Origin of the sequence: Neisseria dentiae (genome assembly GCF_014055005.1) — a bacterium.
Lineage (GTDB): Bacteria > Pseudomonadota > Gammaproteobacteria > Burkholderiales > Neisseriaceae > Neisseria > Neisseria dentiae.
In genome coordinates this window covers 1,996,522-2,014,105 of sequence record NZ_CP059570.1, presented here as the reverse complement: position 1 = coordinate 2,014,105, position 17,584 = coordinate 1,996,522, and the positions used below count along the sequence as shown (strand labels likewise).

Sequence of the window (17,584 nt, the reverse complement as noted above, 5' to 3'; positions counted from 1 at the left end):
GCAGCGAAAATGAAACAAACATTGAAAAACTGGTTTGCTGCCTTATTGCTGGCAGCTCCGATGAGTATGGCAGTCGCGGCAGGCGGCGGAAACTATGAGCCGGTTGAAATTGATTTGCGCAACCAAGAGAGCCTGCAGCGCGGTGCGCAGATTTTCACCAACTACTGCTTGTCGTGCCACTCGGCTACCGCCATGCGTTTCAACCGTCTGCAAGACATCGGCCTGACCGAAGACGAAATCAAAAACAACCTGATGTTCACCACCGATAAAGTGGGCGACGTGATGCATGCCGCCATCAACCCTGCGGATGCGAAAAAATGGTTCGGCGCGGCTCCACCCGACCTGTCGCTGATCGCCCGTTCGCGCGGTGCGGACTATCTCTACGCCTATATGCGCGGTTTCTATAAAGACCCGACCCGCCCGACCGGCTGGAACAATACCGTTCTGCCGAATGCCGCCATGCCGCACCCCCTGTGGCAGCAACAAGGCGTACAGGCGGTTGAGCTGGATGCGAAAGGCCAACCCGTGATGGTGAAAGACGCACACGGCAATCTGGTGCCCAAACTCCATTGGGAATCCACCGGCTTGCAAACCCGCCAACTGCCCAACGGCAAAGTGATTACCAAAGAATACGACGATTACGCTCGTGATTTGGTTAACTTTATGGTGTATATGGGCGAGCCTGCACAGCTGCAACGCAAGCGCACGGGTTATATCGTGCTGATTTTCCTGATGGCCGTGATGCTGCCGCTGGCGTATTTCCTGAAAAAAGAATACTGGAAAGACGTTCACTAAGCAGCGGATTATTGAAAAGGCAAAACCGAAAGGTTTTGCCTTTTTGTTTTTTCAACCGGCCGTCTGAAAAATACGGCTGAAAATATATTTCCGGTTCGACCCGGTTTTGCCGTTTAGCGTGCAAAATCGAGTCGGTCGCATTGTTTTTCAGACGGCCTGAGCCCCTGTGTGATTTCGTAAAGATTACGGCTTGAATAAGCTGCCGGCGGCCTTATATTAAAGCCCTATCGAAATAACCAACCGCAAAGGATTCACCCAAATGACCGAACAAAACCAAAACGTAGAAAATAACGAAACCGCAGAAATGCCTCAGGCGGAGCAGGGCGAAGCACAGGAGAAACCTTCTTACGAAGATTTGGAAGCCAAAATCGCCGAACTCGAAGGCATGTTGAAAGACGAACAACTGCGCGGCTTGGCCAACGAGCAAAACCTGCGCCGCCGCCACGCCGAAGAAATCCAGGCCACACACAAATACGCCGGCCAGAAATTTGCCGCCGAAATGCTGCCGGTAAAAGATTATCTGGAAATGGCGCTGCTCGACCAAAGCGGTAATTTCGACGCCTTGAAAATGGGCGTGCAGATGACGCTGAACGAATTGAACAAAGCTTTCGAACACACCCAAATCACCGAAATCAACCCGCAGCCGGGCGACAAACTCGACCCCCACCACCACCAAGCCATGCAGGCTGTGGAAAGCGATCAGGAACCCAATACCGTGGTGAGTGTGTTGAAAAAAGGCTACCAACTGGCCGACCGCGTGCTGCGCCCCGCTATGGTAACCGTGGCACAAGGCGGCGAGGGCGGCAACTGAAAGCACCGCTGCGGCCGTTTCTTTAGAAACAAAATTTTCAGACGGCCTTTTCGCTGCCGCACTAAGGCCGTCTGAAAGCAAAAAACAAAAGTACGGCTTGTGGATAAGTAAATCAAGCACTTGAATTAAAAATGATTATTTTATCAAAAAATTTAAGCGCACATACTTGAAAAGTTAAAAACACACCTTATTTACGAACCCGACAGGGCAGAGGCCCGGATAGAATTTCAGAAATCATTTAAGGAGCAATAACACAATGGCAAAAGTAATCGGTATCGACTTAGGTACAACCAACTCATGCTTGGCTATTTCAGAAAACGGCCAAACCAAAGTGATTGAAAACGCCGAAGGCGCGCGCACCACGCCTTCCATCATCGCCTATTTGGACGGCGGCGAAATCTTGGTCGGCGCACCGGCCAAACGCCAAGCCGTAACCAACGCGAAAAACACCATTTACGCGGTAAAACGCCTGATCGGCCACAAATTCGAAGACAAAGAAGTTCAGAAAGACATCGACCTGATGCCTTTCGACATCGTGAAAGCCGCCAACGGCGACGCTTGGGTGAAAGCGCAAGGCAAAGAGCTGTCGCCCCCGCAGGTTTCCGCTGAAGTGCTGCGCAAAATGAAACAGGCCGCCGAAGCCTATTTGGGCGAGCCGGTAACCGAAGCTGTGATTACCGTTCCGGCCTACTTCAACGACAGCCAGCGCCAAGCCACCAAAGACGCAGGCCGCATCGCCGGTTTGGACGTAAAACGCATCATCAACGAGCCGACCGCAGCCGCCTTGGCTTTCGGCATGGATAAAAACACCAAAGGCGACCGCAAAATCGCCGTGTACGACTTGGGCGGCGGTACCTTCGACATTTCCATCATCGAAATCGCCGACATCGACGGTGAAAAGCAGTTTGAAGTGCTGGCCACCAACGGTGACACCTTCTTGGGCGGCGAAGATTTCGACCAACGCTTGATCGACTACATCATCGCCGAGTTCAAAAAAGAACAAGGCATCGACCTGAAAAACGACGTGATGGCGCTGCAACGCCTGAAAGAAGCCGCCGAAAAAGCCAAAATCGAACTTTCCAGCGGCCAGCAAACCGAAATCAACCTGCCCTACATCACTATGGATGCCGCAGGCCCGAAACACTTGGCGATGAAAATCACCCGTGCCAAATTCGAAAGCCTGGTGGAAGACTTGATCGAGCGTTCCATCGAGCCGTGCAAAGTGGCCGTTAAAGACGCCGGCTTAAGCGTGGGCGATATCGACGACGTGATTCTGGTGGGCGGCCAAACCCGTATGCCCAAAGTGCAGGACGCCGTGAAAGCCTTCTTCGGCAAAGAACCGCGCAAAGACGTCAACCCCGACGAAGCCGTGGCACTCGGCGCCGCGATTCAGGGCGAAGTGTTGGGCGGCGGCCGCAGCGACGTTTTGCTGCTCGACGTAACCCCCTTGTCGCTCGGTATCGAAACCATGGGCGGTGTGATGACCAAACTCATCAACAAAAACACCACCATCCCGACCAAAGCGTCGCAAGTGTTCTCAACCGCCGAAGACAACCAAAGCGCCGTTACCATCCATGTGCTGCAAGGTGAGCGCGAGCGTGCTTCCGCCAACAAATCGCTGGGTAACTTCAATTTGGGCGACATCGCACCGGCACCGCGCGGCATTCCGCAAATCGAAGTAACCTTCGATATCGACGCCAACGGTATCCTGCATGTGTCGGCCAAAGACAAAGGCACCGGCAAAGAGGCTAAAATCACCATCCAGGGTTCTTCAGGTTTGAGCGAAGAAGAAATCGAACGCATGGTGAAAGATGCCGAAGCCAATGCCGAAGAAGACAAAAAACTGACCGAACTGGTGGCTTCGCGCAACCAAGCCGAAGCGCTGATTCACTCCGTGAAAAAATCACTGGGCGAATACGGCGACAAGCTCGATGCCGATGAAAAAGCCAAAATCGAAGACGCTTTGAAAGCCGCCGAAGAAGCCGTGAAAGGCGAAGACAAAGCCGATATCGATGCCAAAGCCGAAGCTTTGGGCACGGCCAGCCAGAAACTAGGCGAGCTGGTTTATGCCCAAGCACAGGCAGAAGCCAACGGCGCGGGTGCGGAACAGGCAGCCGACAGCGGTGCGAAAGGCAGCGACGATGTTGTTGACGCCGAGTTTGAAGAAGTGAAAGACAAGAAAGACTAAATCTTGACGGCAGTAAAAAAGGGCGCTTGGGAAAGCGCCCTTTTCTTGCGTTTAAGCATTTCAGACGGCCTGAGGCCTTTGCAAAATTTGTTTAGGCACCTTAAAACGCTTGCGTCATGCTCGGGCTTGACCCGAGCATCTTTTTGTTTCAAAAGAAATAACAGATACTCGGGTCAAGCCCGAGTATGGCAAGTGGTGTCAAACGGTAAAGCTCATTTTTTCGGTTTCATCACCACCATATGCCGCTCGGCGTTGAGCATGGGCACATGGAGTTTTTCCACTTTCACCACTTCTACCGAAGCGGGCACGTGTTCCAGCTCTTCATAAGGATAAACACCTTTCATGGCCGCCCAATAACCGTTTTCGTTCAAGAGGTGTTTGGTGAGCGAAATAAAGTCGGCCAGCTCGGCAAATGCGCGGCTGGTAACCACGTCCACTTTTTTATCGTGCATCGCTTCCACGCGGCCGGCGGCAACGGTTACGTTGTTCAAGCCCAGCTCGATAACGGCCTGTTGCAGGAACGAAGTTTTTTTAGTGTTGGAATCCAGCAGGGTAATCTGCAAATCGGGGCGGCAGATGGCGGTGGGAATACCCGGCATCCCGCCGCCGGAACCGACGTCCATCAATGTTTTTGCGTCTTGCACAAACGGCAGCAGGGTCAGGCTGTCGAGAATGTGGTGGCTGATAATCGACGCTTCGTCGCGCAGGGCGGTTAAGTTGTAGGTGCTGTTCCATTTGGTGAGCAGGGCAACATATTCAAGCAGCAGCAGTTGTTGCGGTGTGGTGAGCGTGAGGCCGAGTGCCTGCAAGCCTTCTTGCAGTTGTTGTTTGTTATTCACTATGCGTGTTCCTTTGGGGTTGAAGCTGCTCCGGTCAAACTGATGTACAGCCGGACAGATACAGATTCCAAATTTTCGATTGGCCGTAATCTTATCTGAAAACGGGCGTTTGCGTAAATTGTTTGCACGATTCAAGGCCGTCTGAAAAAAGATTTGCGGTGATGCCGAACTGCGTTTTAGCTTCGCAGAAACTTGTTTTCTTTCTGGAACTGCGTTTTCAGACGGCCTTTACCGCCCGAATGTTAAGCAGGCTGGTATGGGCGGCAGGATTATTAATATGCTTAAAATCCTGTTTGGTAACAGTGATTAGTTTTCCGGCATACGGTATGAATCATATCGAATGTGTGCCGGTATGTTTATATCATTGAATAAACTTAAAATTTTTTTACCGCTTAAAATCGCAGCTGTTGCGAACTTTTCTTTTTCTCTGCTTTCTCACCAACACATGTTTCGCAACATGATGTTTTTTATTAACTTCAAAAAAGAGGATATACAGATGAAAAAGTTTATCGTACTCGTATCAGCCGCAATGATGTCTGCTGCCGTGATGGCCGCTCCTGCCGAGAAAGCCGCCAACAAAGTGGAAGACAAAGTGAGCACCAGCAAAACCACCAAATCTTCTAAAACCAAAGCCGCTACCGGCACTGCTGCCACCGGCGCAGCCGCTACCACTCTGGATGCTTCAGGTGTGAAATCAGCCAGCGGTATCAAGTAAGCTTTAGGACGTTTCGGAATATAGTGGATTTAATTAATTTTCGATACAAGGCAGCAAGCCGCAGACAGTACAAGTAGTACGGCAAGGCGCAGCAACGCCGTATCGAAAGTTAAGTGAATCCACTACAACAGCCGTGGCATAATTGTGTGACGGCTATTCTGAAACTTCTTAATCAAGCCTTACGCAACACCCGCCCTTCAATAGGGCGGGTGTTGTTTTAATTACAAACAGGTGCAGATTAATCACCCAAGAAACCGATATTTTTACGCGCAGGCAACGCCTGTTTACATCAAAGCGGTTAAGATGGCGCCGTCAAGCAGAGCAAACCGTAACAACGGTTGATTTGATATTTTGCTTCCATAACGTCTTCTTGAAAGAGAAAGAAAACCAATCATGAAAAAACTGACCAAACTCGCTTCACTGTTGATGGTTTCCGCCGGCTTGATTGCAGCGCCGCTGGCTGCGCAGGCCGCCCCCGCCGGTGCGAACGTAACGCACCAGGCCGAAAAACCGAAAGCGCAAAAACAAAGCGTGAAAAAACAGGCTCCCAAAGCGAAAGCGCCCAAAAAAGCCAAGCAGGCCAAAAAGGCCAAAAAACCGGTGAAAAAAGCCGTGAAAAAGCCCGCCCCGAAAAAACAGCAAGGCCGCTAAACCGGTATGGTTTGGTCAAGCGCCTCCCCTAATACCTTAGTAATTGTTCCCGAAAGGAAAACCGAATGAAAAAATTAGCTTCTTTTGCCGTTTTGGCGATGATGTCCGGCAGCCTGCTGGCTGCCCCGCAACCCCAGAAAGAGGAACCGCGCCGCGAGCCTGTACAGGCCGGCCAACCGCACAAACCGGCCGAACCGCATAAAGCAGAGCCGCGTAAACCCGAACCGCGCAAAGAAAAACGGGCAGAGCAGCCGAAGCCGCCCAAAAAAGCCAAACCGAACAAAAATGTGAAAAAAGCCAAGAAAAAACCGCCCGTGCAGCAGCACAAACCGGCACCGCGCCCCGATGACCGCCGTTAAGGTAGGGGTGTTGTGATGAAAAGGCCGTCTGAATGTTCAGACGGCCTTGATTATTGGCGGTTTGCGGCGGGCCGGAATCTTTGCAATTCAGGCATCGGGCAGCCGCCACATCCACACGGCTACGGCCGAGCAGAACAGCGCGGAAGCGGCGCTCCACCACCATTGTTCGGGAAAGCGGTAAAGCAGCCAGCCGCACGAAAGCGTCATCATCGTAAAGGCCAGGTATTTGGCGCGGCGGGGAACGGCGCGGCGTTCTTCCCAGTCTTTCACCATAGAGCCGAAAACGCGGTGTTGGTGCAGCCAGCGGTGAAAACGCGGCGAGGCGCGCGCCCAGCAGGCGGCGGCGAGGATAACGAACGGTGTGGTGGGCAGCACGGGCAGAAAGATGCCGATAATGCCCAGCAATAAGGCAACGGCGCCAAACAGCCAGAAAATAGAGCGTAATATCATGTTTTCCCTATTTTTATATATAGCAAAACCGCTTATTTAATAAAAGTTTCGTTATACCCGGGCTTGACCCGAGGGCCTCAAAACTTTCTGAAACTCGAGATACCCAGGTCAAGCCCGGGTATGGCGCGAGTATTTGTTATTCATTTGATTCACTGTGATGCGGGCAGCGCGGAATCTGCAAAGCATCCCAACCCTGCTGCCCCATTTCTTCCAGCAGCGCCATATTGCGCCCGAAAATCGCTTCGGCATCGGGAAAGGCTTCGGTGGCTTTGCTGATGCTGCTTTCGCGTATCAGATGCAGGGTGGGGTAGGGCGAGCGGTTGGTGTAGTTGGTGATGTCGTCGGCTTCGGTGCCTTCGAAGCGGAAATCGGGGTGGAACGGCGCGATTTGGATAATGCCTTCCAAACCGTTGTCGGCAACGGCTTGGTCGGCCAAATCAAGCATATCGTTAAACACCAGAAAATCGCCGAACAAATCGGGGTGAACCAGCAGCGTGGTTTCGATTTCTTCGGGCGGTGCGCTGCCGATGAGTTGCAGTTCGCGGTCTAAATCTTCCAAAAAGCCGTCGAGATGCTTGGCGCGGCTAACGCTTATCCGCACCAGCCCTTTCACATAAGGCGCTTTGGCGAAAGGGCACAAATTCAGGCCGATCACGGCTTTTTCGAGCCACAGGCGGGTGTGGGCGGTTACGGTTTCGTTGCTGGCAGACATGGTTGCGGCGCTTTTTAATAATGGTTCGCAATCATAAGGTTTTTTGGCGGCGGTGTGAACAGGAGGGCAGGCAAAACAGGCCGAGACCTTTGCAAAATTCTTTTCGATAGCTTAAAACACTTGCGTCATGCTCGGGCTTGATCCGAGCATCTGTTTGTTTTATAAGAAAAAGAGATACTCGGGTCAAGCCCGAGTATGACGAAATATAAGTAAATTCAGGACTAAAACAGCTTTTTTGCAAAGGATTCAGGCCGTCTGAGCGCTTTCAGACGGCCTGTTTACGGTTGGCGGTTACGGTTTAATCCTGCTGCAAATGCCCCAGCGGCAGCGCGGTGGTGTTTTTGATTTCTTTGAGCACAAAGCTCGATTTCGCATCCTGAACGCCGGGGTGGGAGAGCAGGGTATCGAGCACGAAATGCGAAAACGCATTCATATCGGTGAAGAAGGCGTGCAGCAGATAGTCGGTTTCGCCCGTTAGCGCAAAGCAGCTTAACACTTCGGGCCATTTCTGCACGGCGGCCGAAAAATCGTCGCGGGCTTCCACCGCTTTATCAATCGACACGCGGATAAATGCCTGCAGGCCGAGCTTCACCGACACGGGCGAGAGCAGCGCGGCGTATTGGCGGATGATGCCCGCGTCTTCGAGTTGTTTCAGGCGGCGCAAACAGGGGGAGGGCGACAGGGCTACGCGTTCGGAAAGTTCCACATTGGTTAAACGGCCGTTTTCCTGCAACACCTGTAGAATTTTGAGATCGGTTTTGTCTAAAGTGATTTGTGCCATGTCGTGCCCTTTCTTCTTATCGCGGTTGTTTTATTTTATAGTGGCTTAAATTTAAAAGAGGACAAGGCGGCGAAGCCGCAGACAGTACAGGTAGTACGGCAAGGCGAGACAACGCTGTACTGTTTTAAATTTAAGCCACTATAGTGTTTTTGCTTGAAACACGGCCTTAATATAAGATAATTTAAATTAACGCACAATAGTTTAAAAAACATATTTTTTTAAAATAATCTGTGAGGGTGTTTGCTGTTTTGGGTGGCATTATTGTTTTAGGCCGTCTGAATAAAATCAGGGAGGCGGTTTTACCTACAAAACGTAAAGAATACCCTTGCCCCGGGGAGGGATTAAGGCCATAATCCGAACCGTGTGCAGGAGAGGGCTACATCGGATTATAGTGGCCGCCGAAGGCGCAGACACCCTTAAATCGCTCAGGCAAAAGGACTGTGCACACCATCACAAACATCTGGAGAGCGGCGCAGCTGCGCCCACCGAAGGGGAGAAGGCCGTCTGAAAACCCAAGCCCGAAGCGGCGTCAAAACGGGTTCAGGCACACAAGCCGGTTTCAGACGGCCTGTGTTTCCGTTGCAACCGGAAAAGCCGAAAATCTCAGGTTCAAGGACAGATAGGGTCGCGTGCAAAGCAAACGCCATCCTTAACCTATGGAGAACCGAGACATGACCGCCCTCAAAACCACACCTTTCAACCAAGCCCATAAAGACGCCAACGGCAAATTAATCGACTTCGCCGGTTGGGAGCTGCCGATTCACTACGGCTCGCAAATCCAAGAGCACGAAGCCGTGCGCACCGACGCCGGCATGTTCGACGTATCCCATATGCTGGTAACCGATGTCAGCGGCGACCAAGCCAAAGCCTTTTTCCGCAAACTGATTGCCAACGATGTGGCCAAGCTCGGTTTTGTCGGCAAAGCGCTGTATTCCGCCATGCTCAACGACAACGGCGGCGTCATCGACGACTTAATCGTTTACCGCACCAACGAAGCCGAAACGCAATACCGCATCGTATCCAACGGCGCCACCCGCGAGAAAGATTCCGCCCAGTTCGCCAAAATCGGCGCCGAGTTCGGCATCAAACTGAACCCCCGCTACGACTTGGCCATGCTGGCCGTGCAAGGCCCCAAAGCCGTTGAAAAACTGTTGAAAGTGAAGCCCGAATGGGCCCAAACCGTGAACGGCCTTGCCGTATTCCAAGGCGCCGATTTGGGCAACGACTGGTTCGTCGCCCGCACCGGCTACACCGGCGAAGAAGGCGTGGAAGTGATTCTGCCGGGCAGCGAAGCCAACGCCTTTTTCGCCGCCCTGCGCGAAGCCGGCGTGCAGCCCTGCGGCCTCGGTGCGCGCGACACCCTGCGCATGGAAGCGGGCATGAACCTCTACGGCAACGATATGGACGACGACACCAGCCCGCTCGAAGCCGGCATGGGCTGGACGGTGGATTTGAAAGACGAAAACCGCGATTTCGTCGGCAAAGCCGCACTGGTTGCCCTGAAAGAAAAAGGCGTTGCCTATAAACAGGTCGGCCTCTTGCTCGCCAAAGGCGGCGTGCTGCGCGACGGCATGGAAGTGATTACCGAACAAGGCCAAGGCATCACCACCAGCGGCGTGTTTTCGCCCAGCCTGAAACAATCCATCGCCATCGCCCGCGTTCCGAAAGATTTCAGCGGCGACACCGCCAAAGTGTTGATGCGCGGCAAAGAAGTGGAAGTGCGCGTTTTGAAGCTGCCGTTTGTTCGTAACGGGCAGAAGCAGTTTGATTAAACCGGTTTGATGCCGCAAAGTTTTCAGACGGCCTTCGCTGCAAACAGGCCGTCTGAAAACGGCGCAGGCAATCCTTCATTTGCCTTAATCAAAAGCTGAGAATATGATGAAACAAATTGTTTTTTCTATTGCTGTTTTATCTTTTATCACAGCCTGTTCTTCTGCGCCGCAGCCAAAATCGAAACTTCCCGTTCCTGATAACGGTGATGTTGCCCAATTAAATTGCGAACGTTTGGCTGATGAATTGAGTCTGACGGCAGACATGCTGGACAGGCTGAAAAAAATTCGTAATTTGGAAAATTCGGCTAACGCGGTCAGTGTGGTTGGCGCATTATTGAGTTTTAACCCGTTTTTGTTAACCGATTTAAAAAGCAATCAAGATACGGTGCTTTCAGAACAAGCGTTCAAAGAAAGGCAGATGCTTTTGCAGCGGCAGCATGAAAAATTGTCTTGCCCGTTAAAATAAAGATGACAGTTCATTTTTCAGATGGTCTGCAAACCCGACAGGCAGGCCGTCTGAAAACCTATCCCACAAACCCCATTCCAAGGAGCTTGACCATGAGCAATATCCCAGCAGAACTGAAATACGTTGCCAGCCACGAATGGCTGCGCCAAGAAGAAGACGGCACGGTAACCGTCGGCATTACCCACCACGCCCAAGAATTGCTGGGTGATGTGGTGTTTGTCGAGCTGCCCGAAGTCGGCGCGGTGTTGGCAGCCGACGAGCAGGCGGGCGTGGTGGAATCGGTGAAAGCCGCTTCCGATGTGTACGCACCGATTGCAGGCGAAATCGTGGCCGTGAACGAAGACTTGGCCGGCGCGCCTGAAACCGCCAACAGCGACCCATACGGCGCGGCTTGGTTCTTCCGTATCAAACCGGCCAACCCTGCCGATTTGGACGGTCTGCTGACTGCCGAACAATACGCCGCCGAAATCGGCTGAACCCGCTGCAACGGTAAAGGCTGTCTGAAATGTTTTTCAGACGGCCTTTATGGTTTAAAACACCTGCGTTATATTCGGGATTCGTCCGAATATCTTGGGAGATATTCGGGGCAAGCCCGAACAGGCCGCACAAAAGCGTGCGCCGTTAACCGTATCCCGTTACTTAATATCCGAATATAAGGCCGTCTGAAACATGAAAACCCTCGGCATTATCGGCGGCATGAGTCCCGAAAGCACCGTATCGTATTACCAGATTATCAACCGCGAGGTGAACCGCCGTTTGGGCGGCAACAGCAGCGCCGATATTGTGATGCACAGCGTGAATTTTGAAACCGTCGCCGCCATGCAGCGCGCAGGCGATTGGGCGGGTGCGGGCGGAATGCTGGCGCAAAGTGCGCAGAAGCTGGAACGCATGGGCGCGCAGGCATTGGTGCTGGCCACCAACACCATGCACAAAGTGGCGCCCGCCATCGAAGCGGCGGCGGGCATTTCGCTGATTCATGTGGTGGACGCAACCGCCGCCGCCGTTCAGGCGGCAGGGCTGGAGAAAGTGGCCTTGCTGGGCACGCGCTTCACCATGAGCGACGGTTTCTACACCCGCCGTATGCAGGATTTGGGCGTGGAAACCGTGGTGCCGTCCGAAAGCGTGCAGCACGAAATCCACCGCATTATTTTTGAAGAATTGTGCCGCAACCGCTTTACCGAAGCGGCCAAGCGCGATTATCTGCACGCCATCGGGCAGTTGCAGGCGCAGGGCGCGCAAGGCGTGATTTTCGGCTGCACCGAAATCGGCCTGCTGCTGAAGCCCGAAGACTGCCCGCTGCCGGTGTTCGACAGTGCCGCAATCCACGCCTTGGCGGCGGTGGATTTTGCGTTATCCGATATGTGAAAAGGCCGTCTGAAAATGAATTATTGTGGATTCTGCAACGCGCTGCCCGAAAACAGCGCCAACCCCAACAAGCATTATCATGACCATGACTACGGTTTTCCGATTGAAAACGACAACGAGCTGTTCGGGCGGCTGGTGTTGGAAATCAATCAGGCGGGTTTGAGCTGGACGACGATTTTAAACAAGCAGAAAAATTTTCAGACGGCCTATTCGGGATTCGACATCGCCGCCGTGGCCGCTTACGGCGAGGCAGACCGCGAACGGCTGCTTGCCGATGCGGGCATTATCCGCAACCGCCTGAAAATCGATGCGGCCGTTTATAACGCGCGGCAGATTTTGGTTTTGCAGCGGGAATACGGCTCGTTTAAAAACTGGCTCGATGCGCACCACCCGCTGGATTTGGCGCAATGGGTGAAGCTGTTCAAACGCCATTTCAAATTTGTGGGCGGCGAGATTGTGGGCGAATTTCTGATGAGCTGCGGTTATCTCAAAGGCGCGCACGAAGAAAGCTGCCCGATTTATGCGCAAACGCTGGCAGCGGGGGCGAAGTGGGCAGAGGCCGTCTGAAAACGGCGTTTGAATCAAATCGCATGGACTGTCGGCATGACAAGCCAGCAACCTATGGCCGCCATTAGCTGCGCAAGTCCGCTACGCTACCCCCGCGCAGCTAATGACGAATTAAAGGCGGCTGAATATTTTTAGGTCTTGCAAAGGTCTCAGGCCGTCTGAAAAACAAGCCCTGACCCGATACCAAAAGTGAACCATGAAACCCAACGCCCTTCTCAAAACCGCCATTTTCCTAATCGGCATGTCGGCCTTCTTGCAGGTGTATTCCGTGCAGGCGGTGTTGCCCGTGCTGATGGCCGATTTGCGCGCCAGCGAAGTGCAGGCGGGTTTGGCGGTGGGGGCGACGGTGCTGGGTATTGCGCTGATGTCGCCGTTTATGGGCATGCTCTCCGACGCGTTCGGGCGCAAGAAATTTATTGTCGGCTCCGTTCTTTATCTCACGCTGCCCACCGCGCTCTTGGCCGCCGCGCCGAACATCGAAATGCTCACGCTGCTGCGCTTTCTGCAGGGCTTGGCCGTGCCGGGGATTACGGTGGTGCTGATTGCCTATATCGGCGAAGAATTTGCCAAGCATGAAGTGGTGCGGCTGATGGCGGTGTATGTGTCGGGCACGGTGTTCGGCGGTTTCCTCGGCCGCTTCCTGCTCGGCTATTTGAGCGACTGGTTCGGCTGGCGCGGCGCGTTTGCCGTGATGGCGGTTTTGAGTCTGGCCTGCGCGGCGTTTGCATGGCGGCAGTTGCCCAAATCGCAGAATTTTACGGCCAAACCCGATTTTCAGACGGCCTTGTCCACACTCAAATCGCATTTGCACAATCCTTATCTTCTGGCCGCCTGTGCGCTCGGCGGCTGCGTGCTGTTTTCGCTGGTGGGCTGCTTCACCTACATCAACCTGCATTTGGCCGCCGCGCCTTATGGTTTGGGCAGCAGCGCGCTGGCGGATATTTTTGCCGTGTACTTAATCGGCATGGTGATTACGCCTTTGTCGGCGAAACTGATTAACCGTTTCGGCAGCACCGCCGCCGTGATGCTGGCCGTGGGCGTGTCGGCGGCGGGTGTGCTGCTCACTTTGAGCGCGCCGCTGTGGCTGATTGTGGCGGGTTTGACGCTGATGTCGTCGGGCGTGTTTGTCACCCAAGCGGCCACAATCAACTACATCGCCGCGAATGTGGCCGAAGGCCGCTCGCTCGCTTCGGGTCTGTATTACATGTCTTATTACAGCGGCGGCACCCTCGGCGCGTGGCTGTGCGGGCTGGCTTATGCCGCAGGCGGCTGGACGGGCGTGGTGTGGGTGTTGCTGCTGGTGCAGGCGGCGGCGCTGCTGATTGCGGGCAGGGGCATGACAAAGGCCGTCTGAAAAGGGTTTTAGCTTCGCAGAAACTGCGCTTCGCCTGTTTTCAGACGGCCTGAAGTTTTTAAAAATATAGTGGATTAAAATAAGAATGCCGAAGTAGGGTAAAACGATTCTTTAGCATATCGCCCAATTGCAAGTTTGAATGCAGTTATTTCATTTCGGAGTTTTTATTTGAATTCACTATACCTTACGCCCGATTTTGCAAAAGCCTCACCTTGCAAATATTCTCTCCGGCGCGCTTTTCCGTTTCGGTTTTTTTATTCGGTTTATCACCAGTTTACCCTTACCGCCCGCTCGCCCAGCAGCTCTTCCAGCCCGCCGAACAGCTCCGCGCTCGGCGTTACCGCCCATTTCGGGGCGATGCGCAAATCGCCGGATGCGGCATCGTTGCCGTAGGCCAGGCGCAGCGGGATATGGGCGGTGCCGGGCAGTTTGTGGGCAGAGAGCAGTGCTGCCAATTGCGCGATGTCGTGTTCGGGGCGCAGCATCAGATTCAGGCTGCGGGCGTAGCGTTCACGGGCGCTTTGCAGGGTCATCACCTGATTGGCCATGATGCGCAGGGCGTCGCCGCCGCTGTAGTCGTCGCGGCTGATCTTGCATTCCATAATCAAAACTTGGTCGGCTTTCAGACGGCCTGCGCTTTCTTCCAACACTTGCCCGGTTACCATCACTTCCACTTGCGCGCTTTGGTCTTCGAGCGTTACGAAGGCGATTTTGCCGCGCTTGCCCATCATGGTGCGCACGGCGGTGGCGAAACCGGCCACGCGCACGTTGTCTTGCGGTTTCAGACGGCCTAAGCGGGTGGGGGCGATTTGGCGCACTTCTTCGGCATAGGGGCCGAACGGGTGGCCGGAAAGATAAAAGCCGATAACGGTTTTTTCTTCGGCGAGTTTTTCCGATTCGTTCCAAGCGGGGGCATCGGCCAATTCGATGGCGGAGATGGCGTCTTCCATCGTGTCGAACAATCCGCCTTGGTTGGCGTTGGCGGCTTTTTGGTCGGCATTGTTCATGGCTAAATCGATATTGGCCAGCAGCATGGCGCGGTTGGGTTCGATGCCGTCGAACGCGCCGCCGCGTATCAGGGCTTCGAGGGTGCGGCGGTTCATGTGTTCTTTGCCGACGCGTTCGCAAAAATCGAGCAGGCCTGTGAATCTGCCTCCAAGCCGGCGGGCTTCGATGATGGCGGCCACCGCGCCTTCGCCTGTGCCTTTGATGGCGCCGAGCGCGTAGCGGATTTGTTTTTGGTTGTTTGGCGTAAACAGATAATCGGATTCGTTGATGTCGGGCGGCAGGAAGGTGATGCCGTTGGCGCGGGCATCGTCGTAGAAATGCTTGAGCTGGTCGGTGTTGTCCAGCTCGCTCGACATGGTGGCGGCCATAAATTCGGCGGGGTAATGCGCTTTGAGCCAGGCCGTCTGATACGAAATCAGCGCATAGGCGGCGGCGTGGGATTTGTTGAAGCCGTAGCCGGCGAATTTTTCCATATAATCGAAAATTTCGTCGGCTTTTTTGCGCGGAATGTTTTTTTCTTCTGCGCCTTTGGCGAATATTTCGCGGTGCTTCACCATCTCTTCGGGCTTTTTCTTGCCCATGGCGCGGCGCAGCAGGTCGGCGCCGCCGAGCGAGTAGCCGCCGATAATCTGTGCGGCCTGCATCACTTGCTCCTGATACACCATGATGCCGTAGGTCGGCTCCAGCACGGGCTCCAACAGCGGGTGGATATATTCGAATGCCTGCCCTTTCATACGGGCGACGAAGTCGGGAATATTGTCCATCGGGCCGGGGCGGTAGAGCGACACAAACGCAATCAGCTCTTCAAACTTGGTGGTGTGCGCCGTTTTCAGCATTTTTTTCATGCCGGTCGATTCAAACTGGAATACGGCGGTGGTGTTGGCATCGCGGAAAATCTTGTAAGCCGCTTGGTCGTCGAGCGGAATGGTGTTGACGTCCACGGTTTCGCCAACGGTTTTTTTGATGTTTTCCTGCGCCATTTCGATAATGGTTAAGTTGCGCAGGCCCAGGAAGTCGAACTTCACCAAGCCCACGTCTTCCACGTCGCCCTTGTCGTACATCGACACCGGCGAAGCCGATTCGTCGGCCTGATACACGGGGCTGAAATCGGAAATTTTGCCCGGCGCAATCAGCACGCCGCCCGCGTGCATACCGAGGCCGCGGGTGAGATCTTCCAGCTTTTTCGCCAACCCGATTAACTCGCCCGCATCTTCGTTTTCAATCAACTGTTTGATTTCCGGCTCCATTTCCATGGCCTTATCGAGGCTCACGGGGCGGTTGGCTTCGAGCGGAATCAGTTTCGAGAGGCGGTCGCACAGGCCGAACGGCAGCTCCAGCACGCGACCCACATCGCGGATAACCGCTTTCGACGACATGGTGCCGAAAGTAACAATCTGGCTGACTGCATTCGCACCGTATTTCTCGCGCACATATTCAATCACGCGGCCGCGGTTGCTTTGGCAGAAATCGATATCGAAGTCGGGCATAGACACGCGCTCGGGGTTCAAAAAACGCTCGAACAGCAGCGCGTATTTCAGCGGGTCGAGATCAGTAATTTTCAACGCATAAGCCACCAGCGAACCTGCGCCCGAACCGCGCCCCGGTCCCACCGGGCAGCCGTTGTTTTTTGCCCAGTTGATGAAGTCTTGCACGATGAGAAAATAGCCCGGAAAACCCATCTGGATGATGATTTTCAGCTCGAAATCCAAACGCACCTGATATTCGGGCATTTTTTCGGCACGCTCGGCCTCGTCGGGGTAAAGCTGAACCATACGCTCCTGCAAGCCTTCATTGGAAAGCTGCACGAGATAATCGTCCAACGACATACCGTCGGGTGTGGGAAACAGCGGTAGAAAGTTTTTGCCCAGCGTGAGCGTGAGATTGCACCGCTTGGCAATTTCCACCGTATTTTCAAGCGCTTCAGGCAGGTCGGCAAAACGCTCGGCCATCACCTCGGGCGCTACGAAAAACTGGCTGGGCGAAAAATCGTGCGGGCGCTTTTTATCTGCCAGCACCCAACCGCCCGCAATACACACCCGCGCCTCGTGTGCTTGGAAATCTTCGCTATTCAAAAATTGCACCGGATGGGTTGCAACGAGCGGCAAATCAAGCTCTCCGGCGATTTCCACGCTGCCTGCAACCGAAATTTCCCACTGCGGGCGCTCGGGCAGACGCTGCAATTCCAAATAAAACGCATTCGGAAACCACGCCGCATATTTGCGCGCCGCCGCTCTGGCCGCCTCCGGATGGCCGTTCATCAGATGCGTGCCCACTTCGCCGTAATGTGCGCCGGATAAGCAAATCAAACCGGTGTTATCACCCTCGGCCAACCATGCTTGGCGAAGCTCCGCATGATCCGGATTGCGATCCTCCCCCACATAAGCTGCCGTGAGCAGTTCGCTTAAACGCCGGTATCCCTCATCGTTTTGCGCAATCAAAACCGCCCTGAAAGGCTTATCGGCTGCTTCGGGGTTTTCAACCCACACATCAGCCGCCATCACAGGCTTAATGCCCGCGCCGCGGCAGGCTTTATAGAACTTCACCAAACCAAACGTGTTCATTAAGTCGCTGATTCCCAGTGCGGGAATGCCGATGGCCGCTGCTTTTTTAACAACATCTTTGATGCGCACCGTGCCATCGGTGATGGAAAATTCGGTATGCAGGCGCAAGGGGATATAAATGGGTTTGGTCATGATGATGTAACAACAATTGGAGAAAGAGCTATTGTAACAGCTTTGCCTAAATAGGCAG

17 protein-coding genes and 1 riboswitch are annotated in these 17,584 nt (G+C 53.9%); of the genes, 12 read left to right on the top strand and 5 right to left on the bottom strand.

All coding sequences use genetic code 11. The features are described 5' to 3' along the window. Positions 1-9 precede the first annotated feature (9 nt). The 3 genes from H3L92_RS09475 (at position 10) to dnaK (ending at position 3,794) form a co-directional block, all read left to right on the top strand. The gene (locus tag H3L92_RS09475; RefSeq protein WP_174222531.1) at positions 10-795 is read left to right on the top strand and encodes a cytochrome c1; all 786 of its coding nucleotides are present in this window, start codon (positions 10-12) and stop codon (positions 793-795) included. A gap of 259 nt (positions 796-1,054) precedes the next feature. Further along, positions 1,055-1,606 (top strand): nucleotide exchange factor GrpE, encoded by a 552-nt coding sequence (gene grpE / locus H3L92_RS09470; protein WP_085365592.1) that lies wholly within the window; start codon positions 1,055-1,057, stop codon positions 1,604-1,606. Positions 1,607-1,862: 256 nt separating this feature from the next. Further along, positions 1,863-3,794, top strand: coding sequence for a molecular chaperone DnaK (gene dnaK, locus H3L92_RS09465; protein ID WP_085365591.1), 1,932 nt, complete (start codon positions 1,863-1,865; stop codon positions 3,792-3,794). A gap of 212 nt (positions 3,795-4,006) precedes the next feature. Here the strand turns inward: dnaK and rsmG are convergent, their stop codons facing one another. Next, complete coding sequence (gene rsmG, locus H3L92_RS09460) at positions 4,007-4,633, bottom strand: 16S rRNA (guanine(527)-N(7))-methyltransferase RsmG (protein WP_085365590.1); 627 nt, start codon at positions 4,631-4,633, stop codon at positions 4,007-4,009. Between the two features lie 496 nt (positions 4,634-5,129). On the opposite strand from rsmG, the gene H3L92_RS09455 reads away from it, so the two are divergent. The 3 genes from H3L92_RS09455 to H3L92_RS09445 all read left to right on the top strand — a co-directional run bounded on the left by H3L92_RS09455 (position 5,130) and on the right by H3L92_RS09445 (position 6,358). Next, entirely contained in the window at positions 5,130-5,348 is a 219-nt protein-coding gene (locus H3L92_RS09455; RefSeq protein ID WP_143824323.1) for a hypothetical protein, read from the top strand. 393 nt (positions 5,349-5,741) lie between these two features. Further along, positions 5,742-5,999: a hypothetical protein gene (locus H3L92_RS13370; protein WP_085365588.1), complete on the top strand. Its 258-nt coding sequence runs from the start codon at positions 5,742-5,744 to the stop codon at positions 5,997-5,999. 65 nt (positions 6,000-6,064) lie between these two features. Next, positions 6,065-6,358, top strand: a complete 294-nt coding sequence (locus tag H3L92_RS09445; protein ID WP_085365587.1) for a hypothetical protein — start codon at positions 6,065-6,067, stop codon at positions 6,356-6,358. Positions 6,359-6,445: 87 nt separating this feature from the next. Here the strand turns inward: H3L92_RS09445 and H3L92_RS09440 are convergent, their stop codons facing one another. The 3 genes from H3L92_RS09440 to H3L92_RS09430 all read right to left on the bottom strand — a co-directional run bounded on the left by H3L92_RS09440 (position 6,446) and on the right by H3L92_RS09430 (position 8,301). Continuing rightward, positions 6,446-6,808: a YbaN family protein gene (locus tag H3L92_RS09440; protein ID WP_085365586.1), complete on the bottom strand. Its 363-nt coding sequence runs from the start codon at positions 6,806-6,808 to the stop codon at positions 6,446-6,448. Positions 6,809-6,944: 136 nt separating this feature from the next. Beyond that, positions 6,945-7,520 (bottom strand): DUF1415 domain-containing protein, encoded by a 576-nt coding sequence (locus H3L92_RS09435; protein WP_085365585.1) that lies wholly within the window; start codon positions 7,518-7,520, stop codon positions 6,945-6,947. A gap of 298 nt (positions 7,521-7,818) precedes the next feature. Then, positions 7,819-8,301, bottom strand: a complete 483-nt coding sequence (locus tag H3L92_RS09430; protein ID WP_085365584.1) for an Lrp/AsnC family transcriptional regulator — start codon at positions 8,299-8,301, stop codon at positions 7,819-7,821. Between the two features lie 356 nt (positions 8,302-8,657). Next, positions 8,658-8,752: riboswitch (glycine riboswitch) on the top strand. 220 nt (positions 8,753-8,972) lie between these two features. On the opposite strand from H3L92_RS09430, the gene gcvT reads away from it, so the two are divergent. The 6 genes from gcvT (at position 8,973) to H3L92_RS09400 (ending at position 13,825) form a co-directional block, all read left to right on the top strand. Further along, positions 8,973-10,073, top strand: a complete 1,101-nt coding sequence (gcvT, locus tag H3L92_RS09425; protein ID WP_085365583.1) for a glycine cleavage system aminomethyltransferase GcvT — start codon at positions 8,973-8,975, stop codon at positions 10,071-10,073. Between the two features lie 103 nt (positions 10,074-10,176). Further along, positions 10,177-10,539: a hypothetical protein gene (locus H3L92_RS09420; protein WP_085365582.1), complete on the top strand. Its 363-nt coding sequence runs from the start codon at positions 10,177-10,179 to the stop codon at positions 10,537-10,539. A 92-nt stretch (positions 10,540-10,631) separates the two neighbouring features. Beyond that, a complete protein-coding gene (gene gcvH / locus H3L92_RS09415) occupies positions 10,632-11,015 on the top strand; it encodes a glycine cleavage system protein GcvH (RefSeq protein WP_085365581.1) in 384 nt (127 codons plus the stop codon). Positions 11,016-11,208: 193 nt separating this feature from the next. Beyond that, the gene (locus tag H3L92_RS09410) at positions 11,209-11,904 is read left to right on the top strand and encodes an aspartate/glutamate racemase family protein (RefSeq protein WP_085365580.1); all 696 of its coding nucleotides are present in this window, start codon (positions 11,209-11,211) and stop codon (positions 11,902-11,904) included. A 15-nt stretch (positions 11,905-11,919) separates the two neighbouring features. Next, positions 11,920-12,471, top strand: a complete 552-nt coding sequence (locus H3L92_RS09405; protein WP_085365579.1) for a DNA-3-methyladenine glycosylase I — start codon at positions 11,920-11,922, stop codon at positions 12,469-12,471. 196 nt (positions 12,472-12,667) lie between these two features. Then, positions 12,668-13,825: an MFS transporter gene (locus H3L92_RS09400; protein ID WP_085365578.1), complete on the top strand. Its 1,158-nt coding sequence runs from the start codon at positions 12,668-12,670 to the stop codon at positions 13,823-13,825. Between the two features lie 266 nt (positions 13,826-14,091). On the opposite strand, the gene dnaE is transcribed toward H3L92_RS09400, so the two are convergent. Next, positions 14,092-17,526: a DNA polymerase III subunit alpha gene (dnaE, locus tag H3L92_RS09395; protein WP_085365577.1), complete on the bottom strand. Its 3,435-nt coding sequence runs from the start codon at positions 17,524-17,526 to the stop codon at positions 14,092-14,094. Positions 17,527-17,584: the final 58 nt, after the last annotated feature.